Here is a 22,104-nt window from a genome sequence, read left to right on the forward strand (position 1 = left end):
CGCCGTTGGGTGCCGGTCCGGTGCTTGAGGAGGGTCGTCAACGGTCCAGCAGCGCGAACAAGTCGTGCCAGCGGCGCAGGATCTCGGCCTCCGAGTACCGCTGGACGTTCACCCGTGCCCGGTCTCCCAGGGTGTCCCGCAGCCGGGGGTTGCCCGTCAGCCGCAGCAGCCGGTCCGCCAGTGCCGCCGTGTCGCCCGGTGGGGCCAGCAGACCGTCCTCGCCGTCGGTGATGATCTCCCGGACGCCCGGCGCGCAGTCGAACGCCGCGCACGGGACGGCGCTCGCCATGGCTTCCATCAGGGCCAGCGGGAACCCTTCACCGCGCGAGGACTGGACGAAGACCGAGCTGGTGGCCAGCGCGCCCGCCACGTCGTCGGTGCGGCCCATCCACTCGACCGAGCCGTCCAGTCCGAGCGCCGTGCACTGCTTCTTCAGCGCGGCGGCGTCCTGGCCGGCGCCGTAGATCCGCAGCCGCCAGTCGGGGCGTTCGCCGGCCATCAGGGACCAGGTCTCCAGGAGCAGGTCGATGCCCTTCTGGTCGTCCAGGCGGCCGATGCTGGCGACGGTCTTCTCGGTGCGCGGGGAGGGGAGTTCGGGCAGCGCGCCGAGTGCGTTGGGCAGGGCGCCGACGTTGTCGAAGCCCTCGGCGATCCAGGCGTCGGCGTCCTCCTGGGTGAGGGTGAGCCAGCGGTCGACCTGCGGATAGCTGTTCTTGATCCAGCGGAAGCGGTGGCAGCGTCTGCTGTACTCGTACGACTCGTGGCTCATCCCGATCAGCCGCATCCCCGTCGTGTCGGCCTCCAGGACCCACTCCATCGGCCAGACCTGCGTGACGATCACCAGGGCGCCGGGGCCGGCCGCGCGGAAGATCTCCGAGAGGCGTGCGACGGCGCGCCGCTTGTCCGCGACCCTGATCGCCTCGCGACGGCGCGCGCGCAGGTCGAAGTAGCCGAGGGGCGCACGCGGGCGCCAGGGCGTGGGCGGATGGGACGGGTAGAGCGCGGTCACCGGATAGGCGGGCGGCTCGGGGAGGGTGAGCTTCAGCTCGGCCTCGTGGATGCCGACGACCTGGACGCGGTGGCCGTGGTCGGCGAAGAGGCGGGCCATCTGGTGGGTCCAGGCGGTGACACCGCCGAGTACATCGGTGGCGTTGGCGAGGAGGATCAGCTCGCGGGGCTCGGTGAGGGTCGTCTTCTCCACGACGGTCGCGGTCATCGGCGGGGCCTTCCTGCGAAGAGCACGTCCACGGCGGTACGGGCGGCCTGGCCGCTCTCGTAACCGCCGAACTTCTCGGCGAAGCGGGCGCGGTCCGCGCGGTGCGCGGCGTCGGACTGCTTCAACTCGTCCATGGCACGGAAGAGTTCACCGGTCGTCTCGACCACCGGGCCGGGGGCCTCGGCCCGCAGGTCGAAGTAGCTGCCGCGCTCCGCCACGTACGCGTCGAGGTCGGGCGTGAAGAAGACCATCGGCCGGTCCAGCAGGGCGTAGTCGAACATGATGGAGGAGTAGTCCGTGATCAACACGTCGGCCAGGCAGAGGAGTTCGCTGATGTCGTGATGGCCGGACACATCGATCACCGTGCCGGGCGGGCAGACGGGCAGCACGGCGGACTCCAGATAATGCGCGCGTACGAGCAGGACGTACTCGTCGCCGAACCTCTCCGCGAACCGGCCCACGTCGAGCGGCAGTCGCGTCGTCCGGCCCTTCTTCGGCATGCCCCGGAAAGTCGGCGCGTACAGCACCACCTTGCGGTGGTCGGGAATCCCCAGGCGCGCGGCGAGCGCCGGGCGGGGGAAGCGGCCCTGGCTCTCGTCGGTGGCGCGGGCGCGCACGAGGCGGTCGTTGCGCGGATAGCCGCAGGCGACCAGGGCTTCGGCGGGCTGCCGGTAGTCGCGGGCCAGGGTCGCCACGTCGTGCTCGGACCGTACGAGGAAGTGGTCGAAACGGGCGAGCGCGGCGCTCAGCTTGTCGCGCTCGGCGGCGTTCTGCGCCTTGATACGGCTCTCGGCGAAGCCCATCCGCTTGTACGCGGAGCCGTGCCAGGTCTGGAGATACGTGGTGGCCGGCGGCTTCTTCAGGTCGAGCGGGAAGCCCTGGTTGTCGACCCAGTACTGGGCGCGGGCCAGCGCCCACAGATAGCGCCAGGACAGCCGCCGTACCAGCCGCGCGTCGGCGGGGTAGCCGTCGGGGGACGCGGCGTACGACCAGACGCAGCGCACCCCGCGCCGTCCCCGCGCGCGCAGTTCCTCGTGGATGGCGCGCGGGCTGTCGCCGTAGCACTTGCCCATGTGGCTCTCGAAGACCACCGAGCCTTTGCGGACAGGCAGCCGGATCAGGAGGCGGTTGTAGACGCGCGTCTTGACGGAGCGGGCGAAGAGCCGGTCGAAGCGCCGGCGCACCCCCTTGACCAGCCTCTTCGCCTTGCGGGCCGGGCGGAAGTGGGTGAGGTAGTGGTAGGCCGCCGCCGCGAGGCGGCCGGGGCGGCGCCGGGCCTGGAGCTGGAGCGCGAGGTGGTGCTTGACCGTGACGTACGGCTTCCAGCTGTCGCCGAACAGCCGGCCCCGGCGCGGTCGCGCGGGGAAGTGCCCGGCCGCGTCGACCCGGTCCCGCTCCAGGAACAGCGGGCCGGTGGTGGTGCCGTCGGGGGTGTGCAGGGCAAGGCGGGGGTCGCACACGCGGTCCCGCGCCCCGCCGACGCGCAGCAGCGCGGCGATGTCGACGGACGCGCGCCAGCGGACCGTGTCGGAGGGGGACGCGGGGCGGGAATCGGAGTGCAGTTCCGACTCGGCGTCCGCGTCGGGCTCGCGCCAGACCTCGTCCACCGGGGTACGGAAGACAAGCCGCCCTTCGGTCCCACGCGCCAGGAACTCCAGCGTGGCCGTCAACGGGGCTTCGGCGGGGATCAGTTGGAGCGGCGCGGGCAGCCGTCCTTCGAGTACGAGCCGGTCGCCCTCCTGCCCGCAGTGGGTGAGGTGGTTCAGCAACGGGGTGTCGGCGACGGACTGGTACTGGTGACCCAGCTCCGTGACGTCGAGCGCCGCCCGAGCCCGGGGGTCGTCGGGCAGCGCCGTACGCCAGTACACCCGCCCGTCCCGTTCGGTGAGGGCGGAGGCGACGGCGCCTGGGCGGCCGAGCGCGTATCCGGCGGCCAGAACGCCGTCGGCGTCGCCGTCCACGAGGAGTTGGAGGCAGACCCGCTCCAGGGGCGGCAGGTCGAGCCGCAGATCCGGGTCGGTCCGGGCGGCGGGCAGCGCGGCCACCAGGGCGGCGGCGCGGGCGCGTTCGGTGGCGTCGAGCTTGGGGAACTGCCGGGCGAGCGGGACGAGCCGGTCGGCGAGGAACGCCCGGTCGCGGGCGTCGCGCAGCGCCGTGTCGCCCTGGAACAGGGGCAGTTCGGCGACCCGCACATGGGCGGCGAGCTGCCCCTCCAGCGTGCCGGCCGGGTCGTCGGCCGCCCGGCCGCCGACGATCAGGTTCGGTACGAGCGCGATCCGGGCCGCCGCGGCGGCCAGTTGGGCGCCGAACAGGATCTCGCCGCGGTCCAGGTCCTCGGCGTACCGCAGCCCCTCCCGCTCCAGCAGATCCGTACGGACACAGAATCCGGTCACCAAGGCGTCGGCGACGACGAGTTCGGGTGCCTCGGCAGGCCCGTCGACCGTGCGGGTGCGCGCGTACAGCTCGCTCTCGACGAGCCGGGCCGGGGTCTGCTCCTTGGCGCGGCGGCCCGCGCGCCGGGTCCAGCGGCCGGCGGCGAGTTCGGCGCCGGAGCGTTCGGCGGCCTCCCACAGATTGCGGCAGGCGTCGCGCTGGAGACGTTCGCCCTCGCCGAGCACGGTGACGTACCGGCCGCGCGCCTGGTCCAGGCCGTGGTTGCGGAGCACGGCGGTGGTGGGGGCCTCGGCGCCGGACGTGACGATCCGTACGCGTGCCGGGTCGAGCGCGGCGAGTTCGTCGGCGACGGCGCGTACGTCCTCGGCGGCCGACTCGGGGTCGTCGTCCACTCCCGTGGCCGACAAGGCTGCGCCGACCGGCAGAGCTGCGCCGACCGGCAGGGACGCGCCTACCGACAGCGGCGCGCCGGTCAGGCCGAGCACCACCACGGCCTCGACCGCTCGCATGGTCTGCGCGACGACCGACTCGACGGACCTGCGCAGCGCCTGCGGATCCCGCCCCGCGGTGACAACACAGCTGATCTCGACCGCGCTCATGCGCCGCCCCCCACGGGCATCAGATCCGCGACCTGGGCGGCGGCGGTGCCGTCCTCCCACTCGCAGAAGACCTCTCGGAACCGGTCGTAAGCGGGGGCGGGCACTGGGGATCTCGGCGCCCGCAGGGCGGCCACGAGCGCGGCGGTGTCGGTGACGAGCGGACCGGGCGCCGCCGATTCGAAGTCGAAGTAGAAGCCGCGCAGCGTGTCCCGGTAGTGCTTCAGGTCGTACGCGTGGAAGTACATCGGACGGCCCGTCTGCGCGAAGTCGAACATCAGCGACGAGTAGTCGGTGACCAGCGCGTCGCTGATCAGCATCAGCTCGGCGACGTCCGGGTAGCGGGACACGTCCCGTACGAAACCGGCCGGGCCGGGGACCGTACCGCCGACCAGATAGTGCCGGCGCACGAGCAGCACATGGTCCTCCGCCAGCCCCTCCGCCGCCTGTTCCAGGTCGAGTTGGAGGTCGAGCCCGTACCGGCCGCCCTTCTTGGGCTGGTCCTCGCGCCAGGTCGGCGCGTACAGGATCACGCGCTTGCCCTCGGGGATCCCCAGGAGTTCGCGTACGGCGTCGGCGACCTTGGCCCGGTCGGGCGCGTGCAGCAGGTCGTTGCGCGGGTAGCCGGACTCCAGGACCGTGCCTTCGTAGCCGAAGGCGCGGCGCATGACCGGTGTGGAGAAGCGGTTGGGCGACACCAGCACGCTCCACTGCGCGGCGCGGCGCGACAGGGTCGCGATGTACGCCTCGTCCGCGTGGGCGGTGCCCGTGAGGTCGCGGCCGATGCGCTTGAGGGGGGTACCGTGCCAGGTCTGGACGACGTACTGGCCGTCCGCCCGCTCGAACCACTCCGGCAGATGGGTGTTGCTGACGACGCATCGGCTGCGGGCCAGCGCCTCGTACCAGTCGGCACTGTGCAGTTCGACGGCGCGGGCGCCGGCCGGCAGGGTCACCTGCCGGTCCCGTACGACCCACAGATGCTCCACCGGGGCCCGCCTGCGCAGCAGTTCCTCATGGATAGCGCGCGGCGAGTCCGAGTACTGGCGGCCGTCGAAACTGCTGTAGAGCACGGCGTCGCGCAGCGGGCCCGCCGAGCGGACGGTCGTGTAGCGGGAGCGCAGCCGCTGCTGCCGGTACGCGCCTCGGTCCTGCTCCGGGAGCACGGACCCGGAGTGCAGCTGGAGTGTGTCCTGGCGGTGCCGGTCGAGCGTGAACTCCCGCCCGTCCAGGGTCCGTACGAGCGGCAGAGTGTGGTGCCGCGCGGGCTGGACCCGTAGCGCGGTGTAGCGCTCCGGGTCGCTCTCGCCCGGCTCGCGGACGTACAACAGCCAGCGCCCCTCCGCCAGTTGGCGCACTCCGTGCAGCCCTTGGACGGCGCCGGGCCGCAGAGCCGTACGGAACCGGCCGTCCGGGAGTGTGTCGAGCGGGAACACGTTCTCCTCGCGATGCCCGCTGTGCTTCAGCACCAACTCCGCGCTCCGCAAGGCGGGTTGGCTGCCCTCCAGGATCAGTTCGCCGTCCGCCGTCCAGTCGACCGTGTCGACCACCGGCTGCTCGGTCTGGTCGCTGAGGACCAGATCACCCGCCGCGTTGGCGGTGACGTACAGCTCGCGGCCGTCGCCGAGACCGTAGTGTCCGGGCCGGACCGCGCCACGGGCCGCCACCGCGAAGCGGCTGCCGTTGGCCCGTACGAGATGGACGCCCCAGGGCACGGTGGCCTGCCGCCGCGCGGTGGGGTCGCCGAAGACGGCCAGCGGGACATCGGCGGTGAAGGTGCCGCCCCCCAGCCGCAGCGGGACCTCGTGGACGTCCTTGGTGTACCAGTTCTGGACGGCGAGTCCGGTCGGTGGGGCGCTCATGCTGTGCAGGAGGCCCTCGATCCGTACGGCGTCGACGGCGTCGGTGTTCTTCACATGGCCGGTGAGCAGGGCGTGTACGGGCTCGACGCGCAGTTCCAGCTTGTTGCCGGAGAGCGCGGGCACGACGCGCGTGGTGTCGTCCACGTAGTGCACGGCCGGTACGGCGGGCGCCCCGGCCGACCCCGTCAGCCGCAGCGGCGCCCGGCGCAGCCGTCCCGCCCCGAAGACACCCATCTCCAGCTTCCAGACGGTGCGCGCGGAGCCCGAGCCCCGGCTCCGCGTCAGCCGGCGCGGATCGACGACGGTCTCGAACCCGGCCCAGTCGTAGGCGTGCAGGCCCTGCTTGGACTCGTACGTCGCCGCCGGCATCCGCACCGTGCGCGTCCGCAGCGGCAGCACGCGCCGCTTGCCGGTGCGCAGCCACGCCGCCTTGACGGACTTGCGGCGCGCGTCGGCCGGCACGTTGCGTACGTACGCGTAACCCTTGAGGTGCAGCCGCCCGTCACGCCATACGGCCTCGGTGAGATGCGAGGTCACCGGCAGTTCCTTGGGCTTGAGGGTGGCGACGGCCCGGGGCAGACCGCCGGTGAGCACCGGATACTCGGCGCGGGACCTGCGCAGCCCCCGGACGCCGAAGGCCCCGGGGTCGGCCTTCTCATGGGCGAGCAGCGCGAGGAGTTCGGGCATCCGGCGCTCGCGAATCAGATGCCACTTGACGCGCAGATGCAGCGGCAGGGCGTCGAAGACGCTCTGATCGACCGTCGCGGCGAAGGAGTTGGCGTGGGCGAGGAAGGATTCGTGGAAGTTGGCGTCGCCGTCGGGCAGCGCCTCGATGAACAGCCACAGATCGCCGGAGAGGACATGCTGGTGGTAACGGCGCCGCGCGTCGGCCCAGTCGATGGCGCTGGCGCTGCCGATGTCGCCGCCGCTGTCGCTGTCGACGCCGGTCCGCAGCCGTTCGGCGAGGAAGTCGCTGACCGACGAGACGGCGGTGACCCGGTCGCGGATCCCCTTCGGTACGGCGCGCTTCGCGGTGATCGAGCCGTCCCTGGTCCGCCAGTGGTAGACGGGGCCGGACAGCACGTCCACGCCGTCCGCCAGGAAGTATGCGGGCAGCACGACGGCGATGTCCTCGTACAGCACCCCGGACGGGAAGGCGAAGGAGTGCCGGTCCCAGAAGGACTTCCGGAAGACCTTGTTGCAGGCGATACGGTCCCCGAGCAGCACCCAGTCGCGGGTGATCCGGGTCCCGGAGCGCTCCGTCGCCATCGGCTTGCGGAACATCGGCGCCTGCACGAGCGCGCCTCCTGGACCGAGCCGGAGCACATTGCCGGTCACGAAGTCGGAACCTGACCGGTCGAGCGCGGCGAGCATCCGCTCGTACGCGTCGTCCGGCACGACGTCGTCGCTGTCGACGAAGGTGAGGAACTCCCCCCGGGCGTGCCGGACTCCGGTGTTGCGCGCCGCGCCGAGCCCCGCGTTCGCCTGCTCGACCAGCCGGAACCGCGCGTCCTGGTCGGCGAACCGTCTCGCGATCCGCGCGCTCCCGTCCGTGGAACCGTCGTTCACCATGACGATCTCGGAGTCGGCCATGGTCTGTCCGGCCAGTGAGCGTAGGCAGTCGTCGAGATAGTCCTCCACGTTGTAGATGGGCACGACGACGGTGAGGCGGGGGGTCATGCGCGGTGCACGGTCCTTCCGAACTTCTGGACTTCCGAACTGCTGAACTGCTGAACTGCTGGGACTGCTGGACTACTGAGTTGCTGGACTCCTGGACTGCTGAACTACCGGGCGAGGGGGGCGGATTCAGGGCTTGACCGCGATCCGGCCCTCGTCCATGCGCAGCATGAGCAGCCGTTCGCCCGTCTTCTCCACGAACTCGTCCACGGCCTGGCGCGACCCCTGCCAGTAGCCGTAGTCGTCGATGAGCAGCACTCCGCCACTCACCAACCGGGGATACAGGAACTCCAGTTCGTGCTTGGTGGAGGCGTACCAGTCGGTGTCCAGGCGCAGGATCGAGATCTGTTCGGGCGCCTGCTGCGGGACCGTGTCCTCGACCATGCCCTGCACGTAGTGCACCCGCTCGCCGGGGTAAGGCACCTGCTCGAAGCCCGCCTGTACGTCCTCCAGCGAGGCGACCGCCCAGATCGGCCGGTCCTTGCCCTGCGCCGCGAGCAGGGCCTCGGCGGACTTGCCGTCCCGCCGCAGGTCCTCGGCGGTGGGCGGTGGCATGCCCTCGAAGGTGTCGAAGAGATGCAGGTCGCGGTCGGTCTCGCCGAGCGCGATCAGCGCCTTGGCGCAGGCCTGCATGGAGCCGCCGCGCCAGACGCCGCACTCGACGATGTCACCGGGGATGTTGTGCCGTACGACATGGCGGGTGGCGAGGATGAAGGCGTTGAGCCGCTCCGGGGAGGTCATCGTGTACGGCTTGACCGCGCGGATGATCTCCTTCGCCTCGTCGTCGTAGTCGGCGGGAAGCGCCGCCGGCTTCGGTTTCGGCTTGGGCTTGGCCGCCGGTGCTGCCGATGCCGCCGGTGCCTCTGATGCGGTGGTCCGCGGGTCGGGGGCGGTTGCCGGGGCCGGTACGACGGGGGCCGCCGGCGTCGCCGACACGGTCGACACGGCCGACCGTGGGGCGGGGACGGGGATCCGCCTGAGCTGATATCCGGTGAGCTTTTCGAGTGCGCCGTTCACTGCGTTTCGCCATGCCATGCCGACGGACGGTACGCGGAGAACTCCGCCGATGTCACCTTTCGTCAACTCCGGTAGGTTTATGCCTCTTTCGTGTGCAAGTCCGCCGATACGGGCCGGGCGGATCCGGGCTGTGCCTCCGGGGCCTGCGCGGGTACGACGGGTGCCGTGGGCGCAGGAGCGGGTACCGCCGTGGGCGCGGCTGCGGGCGCGGCTGCGGGGGTGCCTCTGCCGCACCGCTCCCGCCCTTCGACCGGCTCGGGCAGCGGGATGCCGTCGACACCGCCGACCCGGTTGGCGTAACGGACCGTCAGTTCCCGTACCGCGTACTCCCACAGCCGTCGCCTCGGCCGGAGCGGCCTGCGGAACACACCGACCGAGTCACCCCAGTAGGCGCGCTTGCCGTCGATGGCGGCGTAGTCGAAGCGGATGCCCTTCATCGGCGGGAAGTCCGTGTACGCCTCGGCCAGTTCGAGCCCGGTGAAGGCGGCCATGGCCCTGAATCCGTCCGGGTAGTACCGCCAGCAGTCCTGCGCGTCGTGCACATGGCCGCGCGAGGGCGCGGTGACGAACGCCAGGCCGCCGGGCCGCAGGACGCGGGCGATCTCCATCATCGACGCCCAGAAGAACGGGATGTGCTCGAACGCCTGCCCCGACAGCACGAAGTCGGCGGTCCGGGACCGTACCGGAATGCGGTACGGCGCGGGCATCACGATGTCGACGTTCGGACCGTCGAGCACGTCGACGCCGATGTACTCCACATCGTGCCCGCCGAGCAGCCCACGGTGGGTGAGGGACTGCTTGGGCGAGATGCGCGAGCCCAGGTCGACCACCCGGTGGCGGCCGGACGCGGGCATGTACTCCTTGACGCAGAGCTCCATCTGCTCGTACGCGGACCTGTGCACGGTGACTCACTTTCCATCCGGCTCGTTGGGTGCGGCGCTCCCCCGACGCCGGTGACGTCTCCCGACGTTCGAGGACATCAACGCCCGTACGGCCGTATGGTCACCCTGCCCACGCGCGCGCGCACGCGCCCTGAGCCCGAGCCGATCAGGTCACGTGGCGGTGGCGCCGGCCGGGTCGCCCGGTTCCACGTCGTCGTCGGACACGGTCGCCTCGGACTTCTTCGCCGGGGCCGTCGCGGCGGCGGTCGCCGGCGCCGGGGCGGCCAACAGCCCCTGGTAGACGCCGTCGAGGACGGCGGCCTGGGTGTCCCAGGTCCACTCGGCGAGCAGTTCCGGGCGGTCGTACGCCTTCCGGTAGGCGGCCGGATCGTCGAGCACGGCACGCGCCGCCCGGACGAAGTCCGCGGTGTCCTCCGCGCGGAACACCTCCCCCTGCCCGGTCTCACGCACCTTCGCCGCCATGGTGCGTACGTCGCTGACGACGATGGGCAGCCGGGCGTGCGCGTACTCCATGAACTTGGTGATCAGGGCGAGTTCGTGGTTCGGCCAGTGGTGGATCGGGATCACGCCGATGTCGGCGGTGGCCAGGAAGGGCACGATCTGCCAGTGCGGGACGTACGGCAGCGGGTGAACCCGGTCGGCGACGCCGAGTTCGGCGGCGTGGTCGAGCACCTTGGCGACGACCCATCCGTCGGGCGCGGGGACGACCAGCGCCGCGTGCGCGCCCGGCAGTTGGGGCAGTGACTCGATCAGCGTGGCGAGCCCGCGCTGCGGGGCGAGGGCGCCGCTGTAGACGAGCAGCGGGGTGTCGGCGCCGATCCCGCACAACTCCCGCAGATCCGGCACCGGTTCATGGGCGCGGTCGGCGGGCGGCCCGCCCCCGGGGGCGTTGAGCACGACGACCGGCATCCGGGGCAGCCGGTGCTCCTTGTGCAGCAGTTCGGCCAGGGTCTGGGAGACGGTCACCACGGCGTCCGCGCACCGCCCGTACTCCCGCTCGTGCGCGACATGGGCGGGCATCCAACGCCGGTAGCCGGCCCGGGGCTTGATGCCCGGCAGATACTCGTGCGCGTCCCAGACCAGCTTGACGTCCCGGCCCCTGCCCCGGGCGCGGTGCACGGCACGGGCGCCGACGCCGATCATCCGGAAGTCGTTGGCGTGGATGAGATCGGGTTCAAGGGCGTCGACGACGGGGCCGAAGGCGAACTCGTAGTCCCACAAGTAGGGTTCGAGCCTGCGCCAGCAGCGGTCGCCGAGCAGGGCGCGCCACATGGCCGTACGCAGCCGCTCCGGCAACGAGTCCGGATTGCGTCTGCCCTCGACCAGGGCGAGTTGGCGGTGCCGGAAGCCGACCCAGCGGGCCAGGATACGGGCGGCCGTACGCCGGATCAGGAACCGCCGGCCCTCGGCGGACCTGCGGGCCAGCAGATCGGCGCGCCAGGCCTTCACCCACTGCTTGCGGTGGTGCGCGATACCGCCGCGCCGGTAGGCGAAGAGCCGGGGCAGGACAACTCTTCGGTAGTCCCGGCGGCGTTTGGCGAGGGTCATCACGACGGGGACCAGCCGGACCTCGGCGTCGCCGATGGTCCAGCGGTGCCGGTCGCGGTCCGGGGACTGACCGAGCAGCACCACGTCCCAGCCGGCGTCGGCCATGGAGCGGGCGGCCTTCTGTACGCGGGAGTCGCCGTTGACGGCGTTGTCGACGAGCATGACGACCCGTCCTCGGTGTCGCCCGGGATCTGGCGTGGAAGCGGCACTCATGGGGCCCGTCCTTCGGCTCGTCTTCGCGCTCGGCCTCGGGGCGGGACCTGCCCTGGTCCGCCCCACCGGGCAACGAAGGTTCATCCGCCAGGGCTACGGAGCCCGGCCCCATGTCACCCGTACGGCGGTGCGCTCGACGACGTACGCACGCCGGGGCGCCGGGCGGTAGCAGGGAGGACCAGGATCCTCACCGGGCGCGGTCGCGGGTCAGCGCGGTGACCGCCGTGGTGGCGAGGTCGTCGAGATAGCCGGCGGGCAGATCGCCGCGTACGACGACGAGACGCCAGTAGAGCGGCCCCGCGATGAGGTCGAGCGCCCGGTCGGGATCGGTGTCCTCGGACAGTTCGCCACGGGTGACCGCCTCGCGTACGACGACGGCCGCGATGCCGTGCTCCCGGTCCAGCAGGGCGGACTTGATCGCCTCGGAGATCTCCGGGTGCCGGGCGGCCTCCACCAGCAGGTCCGGGATGACGCGGGAGGCCAGCGGGTGGCGCAGGGCGTGCGAGGCCACTTCGAGCAGGGCGCGTACGTCTCCGTACAGCGAACCGGTCGCGGGGACGGGCAGCCCCTGGGCCGCGACGGCGGAGACCAGGTCGAGGACCAGCGCGAGTTTGGACTTCCAGCGCCGGTAGACGGCGGTCTTGCCGACACCGGCCCGGCGGGCGATGCCCTCGATGGACATCCGGGCGAAACCGACGGCGGCCAGTTCCTCGAAGACGGCGGAGCGGATGGCGTCGGTCACGTCCTCACGGAGCACTGCGGCTCCCGCTGGGGCGCGGCGTGAGAGGCGGGGGTCCGTGGGCATGGCGTCGAGCATAGCGTCATGCACGTCACGACGAAACGGTTGCGTTGCGACGTGCTCGGCCTTAGTCTCATCGTTACGACGAAACGGTCCCGTCCCGTCGTAACCACCATCGCTCTCATCCACCACGTCTTCGTTCGATGTCCCTCGTCGAAAGCGATCCCCGTGAGCCAGACGACCGCATCCCCCGCCCCGGTCCGGGCCCCCGAAGCACCCCCGCCGCTCCCGGACGACCTGCGCGCGTTCGCCGCCCGGCACGGCCTGACCGAGAGCGGCGCCCGGCCCTCGGTCCCCGCGTATCTGCGCGGACTGCACTCCCGCCGCCACTTCGTCACGGCTTTCGCCACCGCCCGGCTGACCTCGCAGTACAGCCAGGCGAAGCTCGGCCAGCTCTGGCAGATCATGACGCCGCTGCTCAACGCGACCGTCTACTACTTCATCTTCGGCGTCCTGCTCAACACCAAGGACGGGGTGCCGGACTTCGTCCCGTTCCTGGTCACCGGCGTCTTCATCTGGTCGTTCACCGCCGGCACCATCACGGCCGGCACCCGCGCCATCTCGGGCAACATCGGCCTCGTACGCGCGCTGCACTTCCCGCGCGCCTCGCTGCCGCTCGCGCTCGCCCTCCAGCAGTTGCAGCAACTGCTGTTCTCGCTGGGCGCGTTGGCCATGATCCTGGTCGTCTTCGGCCAGTACCCGAACCCCGCCTGGCTGCTGGCCGTACCCGCCCTCGCGCTCCAGACCCTGTTCAACACCGGGCTCGCGATGATCTTCGCGAGACTGACGGCGGCGACGCCGGACATCGCGCAGCTGATGCCGTTCCTGCTCCGCACCTGGATGTACTCGTCCGGTGTGATGTGGAGCCTGGACTCGGTCCTCAAGAACGAGCAGGTGCCGCAACTGGTCCGGCTGGCGCTCGAATGCAATCCGGCGGCCGTCTACATCGACCTGATGCGCTTCGCGCTCGTCGACAGCTTCACCGCCGGCCAACTCCCGCCCCACGCCTGGCTGGTCGCAACCGGCTGGGCCCTGCTCGCCGGGGTCGGCGGATTCCTGTTCTTCTGGCAGTCCGAGGAGAAGTACGGCCGTGGCTGAGACCGAGCGAGTTCCGACCGTCGTCGTCGACGGCGTCCACATCACCTACACCGTGCACGGCACCAAGGGCGGCAAAGGCAGCGCCACCTCGGCGCTCAGCCGCATCGTCTCGCGCCGCACGAGCCCCGGAGCGCGCGAGGTGCACGCCGTACGGGGCGTGAGCCTGGTCGCGTACAAGGGCGAGGCCATCGGTCTCATCGGCTCCAACGGCTCCGGCAAGTCGACCCTCCTCAAGGCCGTCGCCGGGCTGCTGCCGCCGAGCCGGGGCAAGGTCTTCACCCGTGGCCAGCCCTCACTCCTCGGCGTCAACGCGGCGCTGATGAGCGATCTGACCGGCGAACGCAACGTGATACTCGGCGGGCTCGCGATGGGCATGACGCGCGCGCAGGTCAAGAGCCGTTACGCGGACATCGTGGAGTTCTCCGGGATCAACGAGAAGGGCGACTTCATCACACTGCCGATGCGCACGTACTCCTCCGGCATGGGCGCCCGGCTCCGCTTCTCGATCGCGGCGGCCAAGACCCATGAGGTACTGCTGATCGACGAGGCGCTGTCCACGGGGGACGCCCGGTTCCAGAAGCGCAGCAAGGAACGCATCGCCGAGCTGCGCGAGGAGGCGGGCACGGTCTTCCTGGTCAGCCACAGCAACAAGACGATCACCGAGACCTGCGACCGGGCGATCTGGCTGGAGTCGGGAACACTGCGGATGGACGGCCCGGCGAAGGAAGTCGTGGCGGCCTACGAGGAGTTCACGACCCCCCGGAAAAAACGCAACACCTGACCCCACGCTCGCCGGCCGGGCATTTCCAGCCCGCCCAGCGCACACTCCATCCGCGCCGGGCGGGCATTCTCAGCCCGTCCGGCGCCCACTCCACACACCCCGGGCGGACATCTTCAGCCCGTCCGGCGTTTGAGGACGAACCGGCCGCCGGGACGGACCCCGGCCAACCGCCCCGCCCTCACCACGAGTACCCGCCTTGCCAACCGGCCGGCCCGGATCAGCCCGTCCGGCGCTTGAGGACACCCCCCGCCGGGGGACCGGCTACGCGTGCGTCCGCAGCAGCGTCCGCATCGTCCGCATCGCGACCGACAGATTCGCCAGGTCGAAGGAGTCCGAACTCTGGATCTCCTCCAGCGTCGTACGCGAACGCCCAAGAATCGCCGCGTTCTTCTGCTCCCACGCCTTGAACCGCTCCTCCGGCGTCGACGTCCCGTTGCCGACGGACAGCACGTCCGACGTCAGCGCGGCGTGCGCCGCGTACAGGTCCTCGCGGATCGACGCGCGGGCCATGGACTGCCAGCGGTCGGCCCTCGGCAGCTCGATGATCCGGTCCATCAGCTGCGTGATCCGCAGCCGGTCCCCGAGGTCGTAGTACACCTCGGCGACGGCCAGCGGCTCCTTGCCCGTACGGTCGGCGATCTGCACGATGTCGAGCGCCGGGAACGCCGCGGAGAATCCGGCGACCCGCAGCGCCAGCACATCGGGCACGCCCACCCCGGTGAGCTCCTCCACGATGTTCTGGTACCACTCCAGGTCCGCGCCGCGCAGCAGTTGGGGCAGTTGCTGCCACACCTGCTCCACGCCTTCGGCGAAGAAGTCGACCGTCCCGGCGATCTCCACCGGCTGCGGCCGGTTGCCGAGCAGCCAGCGGGTGCCGCGCTCGACCAGTCGCCGTGAGTGGAGCCTGATCCGGGTCTGGACGTCGGCGCCGACGGTGTTGTCCAGCGCCTCGACCGCGTCCCAGACCCCGCCGAGTCCGAAGATCTCCCGGGCGGCCGTCTGCGCCCGTACGATCTCCTCGATCGACGCCCCGGTCTCCTCGCGCAGCCGGTGCAGGAAGGTCGAACCTCCCGCGTTCACGGTGTCGTTGACCAGCACCGTCGTGATGATCTCGCGGCGCAGCGCGTGCCCGTCGATCTGCTCGGCAAACTTCTCGCGGAGCTGCGCGGGGAAGTACGCGTACAGCAGCTTGCGCAGATACGGGTCGTCCGGCAGCTCGGTGGAGATCAGCTCGTCGGCGACGGTGATCTTGGTGTACGCGAGCAGGACGGCGAGTTCGGGCTGGGAGAGGCCCTTGCCCGAGTTGAGCAGTTCCCGGATCTGACGGTCGGTCGGCAGGAATTCGAGCGCCCTGTCGAGGCTGCCGTCGCGCTCCAGGCGGCGCATGAACCGCTGGTGGGCGTGGAGCAGGGACGGGGCCTGGACGACGGCGTTGGCGAGTGCCACGTTCTGCGCGTAGTTGTTGCGCAGGACGAGCGTGCCGATCTCGTCGGTCATGGCCGCGAGCAGCTTGTTGCGCTGCTTGACGGTCATGTCGCCTTCGGTCACGAGGCCGTTGAGCAGGATCTTGATGTTCACCTCGTGGTCGGAGGTGTCCACACCGGCGCTGTTGTCGATGGCGTCCGTGTTGATCTTGCCGCCCTCGCCGTCCGCGCCGCGCCGCGCGAACTCGATGCGGCCGAGCTGTGTCGCGCCGAGGTTCCCGCCCTCGCCGACGACCTTGGCCCGCAGGTCCTCGCCGTTGATACGGATGGAGTCGTTGGCCTTGTCGCCCACGTCCGCGTTCGACTCGGTGGACGACTTGATGTACGTACCGATGCCGCCGTTCCACATCAGGTCGACCGGTGCCTTGAGGATCGCCCGCATCAGATCGGCCGGCGTCAGCTTGGACACGCCCGCGTCGATCCCCAGCGCCCGGCGCACATGCGCGTTGACCGGGATCGACTTCGCGCTGCGGGGGTGGATCCCGCCGCCCTGGGACAGCAGCGACTTGTCGTAGTCGGCCCAGGAGCTGCGCGGCAGTTCGAAGAGGCGGCGGCGCTCGGCGAACGAGGTGGCCGCGTCCGGGTCCGGGTCGATGAAGATGTGCCGGTGGTCGAAGGCGGCGACCAGCCGGATGTGCTCGGAGAGCAGCATGCCGTTGCCGAAGACGTCGCCGGACATGTCGCCGACCCCGGCGACGGTGAAGTCCTCGGTCTGGGTGTCGTGGCCCAGCTCGCGGAAGTGCCGCTTCACGGACTCCCAGGCGCCGCGCGCCGTGATGCCCATGCCCTTGTGGTCGTAACCGGCGGAGCCGCCGGAGGCGAAGGCGTCGCCGAGCCAGAAGTCGTAGGCGATCGCGACCTCGTTGGCGATGTCGGAGAAGCTGGCGGTGCCCTTGTCGGCGGCGACGACCAGATAGGTGTCGTCCTCGTCGTGCCGCACCACGTCGGCGGGGTGCACGACCTCGCCGGCCACCATGTTGTCGGTGATGTCGAGCAGGGCCGAGATGAACGTCTTGTAGGAGGCGATGCCCTCGGCGAGCCAGGCGTCCCGGTCCACGGCCGGGTCCGGCAGGTGCTTGGCGACGAAGCCGCCCTTGGCGCCGACGGGCACGATTACCGTGTTCTTGACCATCTGCGCCTTGACCAGGCCCAGGATCTCCGTACGGAAGTCCTCGCGCCGGTCGGACCAGCGCAGACCGCCTCGGGCGACCTTGCCGAAGCGCAGGTGCACGCCCTCGACACGTGGCGAGTAGACCCAGATCTCGTACGCGGGCCGGGGCGCGGGCAGGTCGGGGATGGCCTGCGGGTCGAATTTCATCGACACGTAGCTGTGGTGCTTCTCGACCGTGCTCTGCCGGCCGGTGCCGATCTTCCCGTCCGGCCCCTTCCCAGCGCTCTGGCCCTTCTTGAGGCTTCCCTCGCCGGCGCTCTGGAAGAAGTTCGTCCGCAGCGTGGCCTTGATGACGGTGAGGAAGGAGCGCAGGATGCGGTCCTCGTCGAGGCTGGCGACCTGGTCGAGGGCGCCGGTCAGCTCTTCGAGGAGCCCCTCGATCAGCTCCGTACCGGCGCGCTGGCGGTTGGGCGCCATCCGGGCCTCGAAGAGGGAGATCAGCAGCCGGGTGGTGTGAACGTTGTTACGGAGGGTGTCCTCCATGTAGTCCTGGCTGAAGGTCGCCCCGGCCTGGCGCAGATACTTCGCGTACGCGCGCAGCACCATCGCCTCGCGCCAGTTGAGCCCGGCGCGCAGCACGAGGGAGTTGAAGCCGTCGTTCTCCGCCTCGCCCGTCCAGACGGCCGCGAAGGCGTCCTGGAAGCGCTCGCGGGCGTCCTCGGCGAGGTGGTCGTCCTTGGCCTGGCCGTTCTCCCCGCGCGGCATGCGCAGCCCGAAGTCGTAGATCCAGGCGTGCGCGCGGTCCGTGCAGCGCAGCTCGTACGGCCGCTCGTCCACGACCTCGACACCGAGCTGCTGGAGCACCGGCAGGACGGCGGACAGGGAGACCTGCTCGCCCGTGCGGTAGATCTTGAACCGGCGTTCGCCGGGGCCGGCACCGACGGGCTCGTAGAGGGAGAGCGCGAAGTCCTTCTCCTCGCGGCTCAGTTCCTCGACACGGACGAGGTCGGCGACGGCCGCGCGCGGCGAGTGGTCGGCCTTGTAGCCCTCGGGGAAGGCGTTGCCGTAGCGGCGCAGCAGCTCGGCGGCGCGCTCCTCGCCCAGCTCGGCGTTGAGCGCCTCACCGAAGCCGTCGGCCCAGGAGCGGGCGGCCTCGACGAGCCGTGCCTCGATGCGGTCGACGTCCTGGTCGGTGAGGCCCGTCAGCTCGGTGCCCTGCGGGACGCGTACGACGAAGTGGAGCCTGGAGAGGATCGACTCGGTGTTCCAGGCGGTGAAGTCGACGCTGGTGCCGCCCAGTTCCTCCTTGAGGATGTCGATCAGCCGCAGCCGGACGCCGGTGGTGTAGCGGTCGCGCGGCAGGTAGATGAGGGCGGAGTAGTAGCGCCCGTACTCGTCCTGACGGAGGTAGAGGCGCAGCCGGCGCCGCTCCTGGAGGTACAGGACGCTGGTGACGATGGAGCGCAGCTGGTCGACGGGCGTCTGGAACAGCTCGTCGCGCGGGTAGGTCTCCAGGATCTGCATCAGGTCGCGGCCGTCGTGGCTGTTGGGCGAGAAGCCCGCGCCCTGAAGGACCTCGGCGACCTTGCGGCGTACGACGGGCACGCGGCGTACGGACTCGGTGTACGCCGCCGAGGAGAACAGGCCCAGGAAGCGGCGCTCGCCGACGACATTGCCCTTGTCGTCGAACTTCTTCACGCCCACGTAGTCGAGATAGCTCGGGCGGTGCACGGTAGAGCGGCTGTTGGCCTTCGTCAGGATGAGCAGCCTGTGCTCACGGGCCTTGGCGCGCGCGTCGGCCGGGAGCCGGTTGAACGACGGGCTCACCGGGTGCGCCTCGTCGTCGGTGTGCCGCGGGTCGGAGCGCAGGATGCCGAGGCCGGTGCCGGGCACGGCGGTCAGGGCGTCGTCGCCCGTCAGCTCGTACTCGCGGTAGCCCAGGAAGGTGAAGTGGTTGTCGGCGAGCCAGCGCAGCAGCTCGCGCGCCTCCTCGACCTCCTGGTCGCGCAGGTCGTCGGCGGTCGGCTCGCTGGGCAGCTCGTCGGCGATCCGCAGCGCGGACTCGCGCATCTTGTCCCAGTCCTCGACGGCCTCGCGGGCGTCGGACAGGACGCGCTGGAGGTCGGAGGTGATCTGCTTGAGGTCGGACCGGTCGGTCTCGCGGTCGATCTCTACATGGATCCACGACTCGATCAGGGTGTCGTGCGTCAGCTCGGCCGCGTCACCGCGGCTCTCGGGAAGGATCTCGATGAGCTTGCCGGTGATGTCGCGGCGCACCAGGATCTGCGGGTGGATGACGGCGTGGATGCCGCGATTCTGCCGGGAGAGTTCGTTGGTGACCGAGTCGACCAGGAACGGCATGTCGTCGGTGACGACCTCGACGACCGTGTGGGTGCAGGTCCAGCCGTTCTCCTCGACCGTCGGCGTGTGGACGCGCACGCTGGCCGTGCCCTGCGGGCGGTCCTCGGACAGCCGGTAGTGGGAGAGCGCCGCGCCGTAGATGTCGACCGGATCGCGGTCGGCGAGGTCGTCCGGGGCGGTGTGGAGGTAGTACTTCTGGAGGAAGGCGAGCAGCGTCTCGTTGTCCGGACGCCCCTCGTCGTACGTCTCGTCGTCGGTCGCCTTCGCGGCCGAGTTGTTCCGGGAGGTGCCCCCCAGACCCCCAGCCCCCCCGGCTGGGCTGTTCTCAGCGACCCGGGCCGCCCGTGCGAGCAGCTCGGCCTTGGCTTCGTCCAGCTTGGTCTGCATGTCCTCTGGCTCCTGTCGCGCGCCATTGCGTGACGTCGATGAAAGAAGCGACACAACGCCACGACGCGGGGTGTCCGGTCTGAGTCGACGCTATGCCGCGATGAGAGATCTCCGGGACGTTATTGGCCAAACTTGACGGCCACGCCGGATTGTGGGGATCAGCGAGGCCCGGGGCGCTGTGGCGCTCCGGGCGCGGGCCGGGAGCTTCGCTGCTCCCACGGCATATCGCACTGATCACGGCCCCAGGCTATCTCGCCGCACCCCGGACCCGTCATGAACCGCATATGTACAAAAGAAGGGCGAGAAATTTGCCGGTCCGGCCAGTGACAAGTGGTCGGTGACGGGGGGTGCGAAGAGCGCGGTGAAAGCCGCCGTGAGCGCTGCCATGAGAGCTGCTGCCGTGGGTGACGGCCGTGGAGCCCGCTTGGGAGCGGCGCTGCGCTGTCCGCCGTGGAGACGACGGTCAGCGCGCGATGCTCTGGGCGAGATCGACGGCCTCGGCGAGACTGTCCACGACGGGCACTCCCACCACCTCCAGGCTCTTACGGCTGTGCGATCCCCCGGTGTAGAGCACCGCTCGCGCCCCCACATGGGCGGCGGCGAGCGCGTCGTCGACCGCGTCACCGATGACCACCGTGTGCTCGGGCACTATCCGGCCCTCGTCGGCGAGCGCGGCCAGATGACGCTCCATGTGCACGGCCTTCGTGCCGCCGGACGGACCCGTCCGTCCGTCGACCCGGACGAAGTGCTGGTGAATCCCGTAGTCCCGCACCACGGGCACCAGTTGGTCGTGGTCGTACATGCTGAGAATCGACTGGCTGCGGCCGGCCAGCGTCCACTGCGTCAGCAGCTCCTCGACGCCCTCGGTCAGGGTGCACCCGACGCGCCGCTCGACGTAGTGCCGGTGGAAGGTCTCGTCCATGATCAGCCACTCGGCGTCCGTGGGGAGGCGGCCCATCAGACGCTCGTAGAAGAGCGGGATCGGCATGCAGTACAGATCCCGGTACCGCTCGGCGGTGATCGGCTCCAGACCGATCTCCGCGAAGCTGGCGTTGGTCGCCCCGATGACCGCGCTGAAGTCGTCGAGCAGTGTGCCGTTCCAGTCCCAGACCAGATGTGTGTCGTGCTTCCCCATGCCGCAAACGTTACCGGCCGGGTCTGACAACGCGCCGCAGGAATTTACCCGACGATGGTCGGAATCTCCTGTACGCCGAACCACAGCAGCTCATGGTCCTCGGCGCCGTCCACCGTGAACTGCGCGTCGTCGTCGCCGTGGTCGGCGGCGCCCAGTGCCGCCGCGGCGGCGGACACGTCGGTCTCGGCTTCGTCCGCGTCGATGTGCACGGCGGCGGCCTTGGCCAGCGGCACGGCCGCGGCGATCCGCACCTCGCCGAGGCCGGCGGAGTCCACCCCCCGGTCGGGGTCGGCGGCAGCGTCCCTGTCCGGCACGTCGACGGCGACGACGACCCGGCGCCGCGCGGCGGACGGGTCACCGGCGATCAGCCGGAGCGAGGCGGCGGCGGCGCGGTTGAGGGCCGCGTACTCCAACTCCTCGATGTCGTCGGAGAGATACCACTCGCGCAGTCCGGGGGTCACCGCGTAGGCGGTCAGCGGCCCAGGACCCAACTCGCCCGTCTTGTGCGCCTCGGCGAGACCGGGAAGGGTCAGAGGGACGTAGACGCGCATGCGATGACCGCTTTCGTAGTCGGGAGAGCGGTTCCAGGATACGTGCGGCACATCCGGGCGGTCCCTCGTCGGGGTGACACTGCGGAGCCGTTTCCCGTCCACTTGAACACACAGAGTGACACCTGCGCCCCTGGTCCGGCCTGCCCGGCCACTCGGACAGGTGACACCTGGCACGCGCGACGCCCCGGAGTCCGGCGCTTGCGGGTGGCGCGGATCACCCGTAGAAGATCCCCAACACAAGTTACTGCCTGGTAACGCACATGCGGCCGGGCCGGCGGACGGGGGCGATCTGCGTGAGCGACACAGAGACCAGCAGGACGTACGACAGGAATTACAGCAGGAACTACGACAGGACTTACGACAGGACGACGGCCCGGACGGCCGCCACCACCCGCCCACCGGCCAGGCGCGACCCGCGCCGCCCGGCCCGGGTGATCTCCCAGCGCCGCCGGCCCTCGCTCCGGCCTCACGAGCGCTTCGCGGAACAACTGCTGGCCGTCCTCAGCGGCCTGCGCCCGGTCCACTCGATGCTGGGCCAGACGATCGGCGAGGCGTACGACCAACTCGTCCGCCTGGCCCCGGCCACTCCACTCCGCGCCCGCAACACGACCCCGGTGATCCGCAGTTGCCGGGGCTTCCACCCCTGCCCGGGGGTGGTCGAGGCATTCGCCGTCATCGCGGCGGGGGACCAGGTCCGCGCGATGGCGTTCCGCCTCGAACAGTCCCCCGACCTCCGCTGGCGCTGCGCGGCGGTGGAGGTGACGCCCCGCCGCCGACAGAACTAGGGCGCGGCCGGAAGGCAGCGCCGTCCGCCCGCCGGGTCGGGCCTGCGGCGGCTGGGGCCTCGTACTCCTACGGAGAAGAGGTGCCGTGGCGGGCGGGGCGGACGGGCCGGGCGACGCCACTTTCACCACACGCCCCAACCACCCCCCGCCGGCCCCTCGGACGACCCCACGAGGCCGTCCGAGGCCGTCC

14 protein-coding genes are annotated in these 22,104 nt (G+C 70.9%); 4 read left to right on the forward strand and 10 right to left on the reverse strand.

The genetic code is table 11. The features are described from left to right. Nucleotides 1-37: 37 nt before the first annotated feature. The 6 genes from ACFYNU_RS02490 to ACFYNU_RS02515 form a co-directional block, all read right to left on the reverse strand. Nucleotides 38-1,216 carry a glycosyltransferase gene (locus ACFYNU_RS02490; RefSeq protein WP_356595119.1) on the reverse strand — a complete coding sequence of 393 codons (1,179 nt, stop codon included), beginning with the start codon at nt 1,214-1,216 and terminating at the stop codon, nt 38-40. Next, on the reverse strand, nt 1,213-4,209 hold the full coding sequence (locus ACFYNU_RS02495; protein ID WP_356595121.1) for a CDP-glycerol glycerophosphotransferase family protein: 2,997 nt from the start codon (nt 4,207-4,209) through the stop codon (nt 1,213-1,215). Before ACFYNU_RS02495 ends, ACFYNU_RS02490 begins: the two co-directional genes overlap by 4 nt. After that, entirely contained in the window at nt 4,206-7,745 is a 3,540-nt protein-coding gene (locus ACFYNU_RS02500; RefSeq protein ID WP_356595123.1) for a bifunctional glycosyltransferase family 2 protein/CDP-glycerol:glycerophosphate glycerophosphotransferase, read from the reverse strand. The genes ACFYNU_RS02495 and ACFYNU_RS02500 overlap by 4 nt, the downstream gene beginning before the upstream one ends. 126 nt (nt 7,746-7,871) lie before the next feature. Next, entirely contained in the window at nt 7,872-8,777 is a 906-nt protein-coding gene (locus ACFYNU_RS02505) for a TylF/MycF/NovP-related O-methyltransferase (protein WP_356595125.1), read from the reverse strand. A gap of 59 nt (nt 8,778-8,836) precedes the next feature. Beyond that, a complete protein-coding gene (locus ACFYNU_RS02510; RefSeq protein WP_356595127.1) occupies nt 8,837-9,661 on the reverse strand; it encodes a methyltransferase domain-containing protein in 825 nt (274 codons plus the stop codon). Nucleotides 9,662-9,811: 150 nt separating this feature from the next. Beyond that, nucleotides 9,812-11,371, reverse strand: a complete 1,560-nt coding sequence (locus ACFYNU_RS02515) for a glycosyltransferase family 4 protein (RefSeq protein WP_356595129.1) — start codon at nt 11,369-11,371, stop codon at nt 9,812-9,814. A 49-nt stretch (nt 11,372-11,420) separates the two neighbouring features. Here ACFYNU_RS02515 and ACFYNU_RS02520 point away from each other — a divergent pair, with 49 nt between their 5' ends. Next, the gene (locus tag ACFYNU_RS02520; RefSeq protein WP_356595131.1) at nt 11,421-11,591 is read left to right on the forward strand and encodes a hypothetical protein; all 171 of its coding nucleotides are present in this window, start codon (nt 11,421-11,423) and stop codon (nt 11,589-11,591) included. An 18-nt stretch (nt 11,592-11,609) separates the two neighbouring features. On the opposite strand, the gene ACFYNU_RS02525 is transcribed toward ACFYNU_RS02520, so the two are convergent. Next, complete coding sequence (locus tag ACFYNU_RS02525; RefSeq protein WP_356595179.1) at nt 11,610-12,239, reverse strand: TetR/AcrR family transcriptional regulator; 630 nt, start codon at nt 12,237-12,239, stop codon at nt 11,610-11,612. Between the two features lie 150 nt (nt 12,240-12,389). Here ACFYNU_RS02525 and ACFYNU_RS02530 point away from each other — a divergent pair, with 150 nt between their 5' ends. Together ACFYNU_RS02530 and ACFYNU_RS02535 are read left to right on the forward strand one after the other, a co-directional pair. Beyond that, nucleotides 12,390-13,319 carry an ABC transporter permease gene (locus ACFYNU_RS02530; protein WP_356595133.1) on the forward strand — a complete coding sequence of 310 codons (930 nt, stop codon included), beginning with the start codon at nt 12,390-12,392 and terminating at the stop codon, nt 13,317-13,319. Then, nucleotides 13,312-14,100 (forward strand): ABC transporter ATP-binding protein, encoded by a 789-nt coding sequence (locus ACFYNU_RS02535; protein WP_356595135.1) that lies wholly within the window; start codon nt 13,312-13,314, stop codon nt 14,098-14,100. Before ACFYNU_RS02530 ends, ACFYNU_RS02535 begins: the two co-directional genes overlap by 8 nt. A 261-nt stretch (nt 14,101-14,361) precedes the next feature. Here the strand turns inward: ACFYNU_RS02535 and ACFYNU_RS02540 are convergent, their stop codons facing one another. The 3 genes from ACFYNU_RS02540 to ACFYNU_RS02550 form a co-directional block, all read right to left on the reverse strand. Continuing rightward, entirely contained in the window at nt 14,362-19,443 is a 5,082-nt protein-coding gene (locus ACFYNU_RS02540) for an NAD-glutamate dehydrogenase (protein WP_356595137.1), read from the reverse strand. A gap of 463 nt (nt 19,444-19,906) precedes the next feature. After that, the gene (locus ACFYNU_RS02545) at nt 19,907-20,578 is read right to left on the reverse strand and encodes an HAD family hydrolase (RefSeq protein WP_356595139.1); all 672 of its coding nucleotides are present in this window, start codon (nt 20,576-20,578) and stop codon (nt 19,907-19,909) included. A gap of 44 nt (nt 20,579-20,622) precedes the next feature. Beyond that, entirely contained in the window at nt 20,623-21,129 is a 507-nt protein-coding gene (locus ACFYNU_RS02550; RefSeq protein ID WP_356595141.1) for a DUF6912 family protein, read from the reverse strand. Nucleotides 21,130-21,560: 431 nt separating this feature from the next. Here ACFYNU_RS02550 and ACFYNU_RS02555 point away from each other — a divergent pair, with 431 nt between their 5' ends. Next, the gene (locus tag ACFYNU_RS02555) at nt 21,561-21,914 is read left to right on the forward strand and encodes an Rv3235 family protein (protein WP_356595181.1); all 354 of its coding nucleotides are present in this window, start codon (nt 21,561-21,563) and stop codon (nt 21,912-21,914) included. The last annotated feature ends 190 nt before the right edge of the window (nt 21,915-22,104 follow it).

Source organism: Streptomyces sp. NPDC006643, assembly GCF_042870175.1.
Lineage (GTDB): Bacteria > Actinomycetota > Actinomycetes > Streptomycetales > Streptomycetaceae > Streptomyces.